The organism is Microvirga sp. KLBC 81, from assembly GCF_003075415.1.
Classification (GTDB): Bacteria; Pseudomonadota; Alphaproteobacteria; order Rhizobiales; family Beijerinckiaceae; genus Microvirga.
In genome coordinates this window covers 1-4181 of sequence record NZ_QDAH01000175.1, presented here as the reverse complement: position 1 = coordinate 4181, position 4181 = coordinate 1, and the positions used below count along the sequence as shown (strand labels likewise).

Sequence of the window (4181 nt, the reverse complement as noted above, 5' to 3'; positions counted from 1 at the left end):
GCCATCAGCTTGCCGAGACAGTGACCGGCCAACCACCGATCGCGCACCCGCCGAGTGAGGGCGCGCATCGCAACCTGCAAAATCGCCAAGCTGGCCACAAGCAATGCAGAACCGACCCGCAGACGCCGAATAGCGCCTCGTAAACCGATGGCATCAGAAGCGCAAAATGCAGTGAGTGCAAAATCCTGTGCGCCCCTAAACAAACGTACGTCAAAATCCTGCGCGAACTTGGAGATAATTGAGTGAGACACGTCTCTCCTTCGAAGTTAACCTGCGGCATCTTCGATCATCTCGATGATGACGGCGGCGACATCGCCCGACAATACGCAGCTCGCCTAGCCTTAGCGGAGGCGTGTGATCACCTCGGTTTCTATGCATACCATCTCGCAGAGCACCACTGTACACCGCATGGAAGAGGTCCATCGCCGAACGTCTTCCTATCGAGTGTTGAACAGCGGACACGACGACTTCGTGTTGGCCCGTTAGTAATGCTGCTTGTCCTTTCACATCCGCTGCGTGCGTTTGAAGAGATCTGTATGCTGGATCAATTGAGCGGTGGCAGGCTCGAGCTGGGTATCGGACGCGGCTCTCTCCCGATCGAACTGCGTTATTTCGGGATTGGCGCGAACGCGGCCCCAGGCCGTTATGCGGAAGCCAGCGAAATCCTTATTGAGGCGATGAAGGGCGGCACGCGGTCCTATAAAGGCCACCATTTTGAGCTGAACGGCGTTCCTTTGACGCTAGGACCTCATCAGCGCCCACATCCGCCGATATGGATCACCACCAATCAACCCGAGAGCGCAGGCTGGGCCGCTGCGAATGGCGCAAATATCGCCTGCGTAGGACCTTCCTCTTCTGTTCGAAGAATTACTGATGCCTTCCGCGCCACTCGAGAGCACAAAACTGATGCGGACCATCAAGCGCCATTTCTGGGATTGCTCCGCATGGTCGTGATCGGGAGTTCTGACACACACGCCTACTCACTCGCGGCATCTGCTTACGAACAATGGCTCAGGAGCTTTAAGTACCTTTACGACCTTAATGCCATCCCGACTCCCCCAAACCTGCCGCTAACCTTCGATGCAGCAGTCGAGAGTGAATTGTGTGTAGCAGGAACGGCAGCTTCTGTGCGACAGATTCTTCTTAATCAGCTGGAGGTGGCAGGTGCCAACTACCTTCTTTGTCAACTCGCATTTGGGAACCTGCAACTAGATGCTTCTCTATACACCGCAAAGGCGCTTCAAGCCGAGATCATGGAGCGTTTTGGGTAACAATGAAATTCGCTGTCCGACTTTGGTGATCAATTCGTCGTGGCGATGCTCCTCGACGCCCTCCAACCAACCTGCGGGGATGACCATGTCATTATATGGCGGGATTGATGTGTCAGTGAAATGCTCAAGCGTGTGCGAAGTGGCAGCGACGGGCAAGGTCTTGAGAGAGGTGAAAGTGGCAAGCGCGTCCGCGGCACTGACTGCCTGGACTGGATCGTTGGAATCAAAGCCTAAGCGGATCGCTCTGGTGGCGGGCCGTTGTCACAAGCGGACTGTGATCTACAAGCGTGAGGAACCCGGCATCTTGGCGTTGCGAGCGGAAGGCGCTCCCGCCCATCGGCAAACTAAACTTAGCATCGGCAAACTCGAGCGTGCACAGTATAAAACTAGCAAGCTCATTTGGACGCGGCTGCATCAACAACAGTGACTCTTTTACCTTCCCAAAATCTCAGCAACAGCGAGTCATTTGTTTATTCCAACCACGGAAGGGGAAACCTAACATGGGCGTAGATGCGACTCGAGAAGTCTCACCGGAAAAGCTCGAAGCGTTGCGCGAGTCAGCAAATCATGGCTTACTAAGCTCGCCATCGTCTGCTACATCAAACGCCGGCGGAATGGACGCCGCCACCTCGGCGAAGTTGTCCGCGGCCCGCTACAGCATGCGAAGAAGTAGACGCTAAAAGCCGCCAAGAGCGCCGTCTACGAGCTACGAGCTATCCGCCGCGTCCCTCGTTGATGAGATTGACCAGCGCAGCGCACGCCGCACTGGGATGCTGATCGACATTGAGCAACAGGGCGCGATTGTCGACGAGGTCTTCGGCATGCCCAAATCGATCACTCTGGCGGTTCCACCGACGATAATGCACGAATTCGGAGCTAAGAGCGACACGATCGTGTCCAACGCGCTGAACAAATGATCAAACGATTTCGTTCGGCTTACCGTTTCATCAGTGAGATCGACCGCCTCGGCGTTCTTGTGATGGCCGGCGAGTTCGCTTTTGATGTGCCTCTTTAGACAGATACTACATGGTACTTCTCTTCCCATTGTTCATACGAATGGGGCACCGATGCCTACTCTCATTGCGGAACTAGTGAGACTTGCCCTGTCACACGGACTGTCTGACAGCAGCCTCGACGAGGAAGTTCACAATGCAGCCTTATCGGCAGCCGCGGCGGCCAACAACGACGGCCTGCCCGGTCAGATCGCCTTTCTGATCAGCCAGATTGGCGTCGACGCGACGTGCAAGATCATCGGAGTGCCGATGCCCGATGGCAGCGACATGCCCGGGGTCAGTGCTCCAGTCCATTCGCAGTTCTCCCGGCATTCACCCGTTCGCGGACATTGATCAGATCAATATTCCAGCCGGGTATTGGATCGGTGCCGGATGCGCCTGCGCCAGTGGCATTTTCGCGCACACTGCTGACGGCGCCGGCGCCCGGGTCGACCAGTACTCGGCGGCCTCGACCGCACGCGGCCGCTCCCAGACCAGATGCCAGAGCAGTCGCGGCAGTTCCGGCATGGGGAGGCGTAGCGGTCCTGCGAACCACCTTCTGCCCGTGATCTGGAGGCTCCAATTGATGTGCTTGTGGAGCACTATAATCACCAGCGCTCCCACGGAAACCCGAGGAATCTGACACCGGCTGACGTCTACTTCAGCCGCGGTGAGATCATCCTGAAGGAGCAAAAAATGGGTCAAGCTATAGATCATCCATGACGTTCGCTTGCAGCAACAGTTGCAGGCCCCGCAATTCGCAACCCCAATGGCCCGGAAGTTCCTCTGGATCGGGCTGCTTGCTGTCTCAGAATCCCAGACGGCGGACGAGGCGGCATGTCCAATAGAGCCCTATTTTCGACGTGAGAAGACCAGGATGTATGCATTGCAAAAGAGAACAACCCACAACATCCATTACGAATCTCTCGAGGCCGAGGCGATCTACATCATTCGGAAAGTGGGCGCCCAATTCCGCCGACCGATGGTGCCCTATTCGGTCGGCAAGGACAGCTCCATGGTGCTGCACCGGGCGTTAAAGGCTTTTTATCCCTCAAAGCCGCTGTTTTCTCTGCTGCACATCACCAGTACCGGGAAGTTCCGCGAGATAATTGCGTTTTGTGACCGGAGCACAGCGAAAATAGGCGTCGACCTCATCGTTCACGCCACCGAGCACGGCGTGCGGCAGGGATTGAGGCCGTCTACGCGCGGCTCTGCCGTGCACACACAGGGCTGGCTCTCCTGCTATGGCGTTCTAATCCGAACACGACTGCTCTGATCTCGCGAAGAGTTCCGGAGCTTGAAGCCATCACCAACCATTCTCCGTTCTGATTCCCCAGTCGAGAAGATAAACACAGACTGATGTCGCACACCCATAGCTGCGAACACGGAGCAGCTGACGCTAACCATGCAGCAGCAAGCAGTGAACAAAGCCGACGCGGACATCATCGCGGAGCATTCCGCAATCTCCGCTATACCGCCGCGGCCTCTATTGGCCTACAAGGTACACTCGACGCATCGTCGAGACGCGCTATGAAAGAGTGATTGCGCTGGTCGGCGTAGCGTAAAAGCGGTTCGGAACCGCATCGAGGAGATGGACAGGTTTATCGTCAGTCATAAGCGCGGATATAGAAACTGGCATCGAAAGCTCCGCAGCTACTCAAGTCAACATCTCTCGCTTTCCACCTTACGGCGTGTGAGATGGAGTGGGCTTCGCGCTTACGCTCATTGTGAATTCTTTGCGAATTGTCAGCTTCTCGAAAGCTAAGCCTCCTAGTTGGTGGGATGAGGGTTCTCTAAGCGCCGACGCCGGCCTATTGAATCGAAGTGAAAGTAGGGGAATTGATGCGAATTGAGGTCGGAGTTGTTCGTGGCACTTTTGGTTGGCCGACCGCCGATATTCGGCTCCATCAGCAGGGCG

At 56.1% G+C, this 4181-nt stretch carries 5 protein-coding genes and 1 pseudogene; 5 read left to right on the top strand and 1 reads right to left on the bottom strand.

The annotated features are described in order from the left end of the window. Positions 1-251: hypothetical protein (locus DC522_RS35585; protein ID WP_205769909.1), on the bottom strand; the 251-nt coding region annotated here is incomplete at its 3' end. Here DC522_RS35585 and DC522_RS32660 point away from each other — a divergent pair. From DC522_RS32660 to DC522_RS32645, 5 genes and pseudogenes are all read left to right on the top strand, one after another. Next, positions 243-1271, top strand: a complete 1029-nt coding sequence (locus DC522_RS32660) for an LLM class flavin-dependent oxidoreductase (RefSeq protein ID WP_116532579.1) — start codon at positions 243-245, stop codon at positions 1269-1271. The two genes, DC522_RS35585 and DC522_RS32660, sit on opposite strands and share 9 nt — an antisense overlap. Before the next feature lie 770 nt (positions 1272-2041). Next, entirely contained in the window at positions 2042-2188 is a 147-nt protein-coding gene (locus tag DC522_RS35280) for a hypothetical protein (RefSeq protein ID WP_165820431.1), read from the top strand. Positions 2189-2338: 150 nt separating this feature from the next. After that, the gene (locus DC522_RS34495; RefSeq protein WP_133239452.1) at positions 2339-2617 is read left to right on the top strand and encodes a hypothetical protein; all 279 of its coding nucleotides are present in this window, start codon (positions 2339-2341) and stop codon (positions 2615-2617) included. A gap of 213 nt (positions 2618-2830) precedes the next feature. Continuing rightward, positions 2831-2986, top strand: a pseudogene (locus tag DC522_RS36640) (IS3 family transposase); the annotation flags it as partial. Between the two features lie 7 nt (positions 2987-2993). Beyond that, positions 2994-3539, top strand: a complete 546-nt coding sequence (locus tag DC522_RS32645; RefSeq protein WP_205769907.1) for a phosphoadenosine phosphosulfate reductase family protein — start codon at positions 2994-2996, stop codon at positions 3537-3539. Positions 3540-4181 lie beyond the last annotated feature (642 nt).